Genomic DNA, 312 nt, shown 5'->3' with positions numbered 1-312 from the left:
ATACAGAGGACTTAAGATGAACCAGACCTCACCGTGGGAAGGACCAGCCGATGCCCGCTAAGTACGAGCTCATCTCCGACGAGCTGCGACAAATGATTTCCAGCGGCGAGCTACGGCCTGGCGACAGGATGCCGATCGAGGCGGCCCTCGTTGAGCGTTACAAGGTCAGCGGTCCAACCATCCGGCAGGCCCTTGCCGTCCTCCGCGCAGAGGGACTGATCGAGTCGCGCCATGGTGTCGGGACTTTCGTTCGAACCCCGCATGTGAAGGTCCGACGGACCGATGAGCGCTATCAATGGGAGAAGAACCGAG

General features: G+C 60.6%; 1 protein-coding gene. It reads left to right on the top strand.

The genetic code is table 11. The annotated features are described in order from the left end of the window. Window positions 1-50: 50 nt before the first annotated feature. A partial coding sequence (locus ON37_RS26485) for a winged helix-turn-helix domain-containing protein (protein ID WP_040723126.1) occupies window positions 51-312 on the top strand: 262 nt, incomplete at its 3' end.

This window comes from Nocardia veterana NBRC 100344, assembly GCF_000308855.1.
GTDB classification, from domain to species: Bacteria; Actinomycetota; Actinomycetes; order Mycobacteriales; family Mycobacteriaceae; genus Nocardia; species Nocardia veterana.
This window is presented reverse-complemented; position numbering and strand designations above follow the sequence as displayed.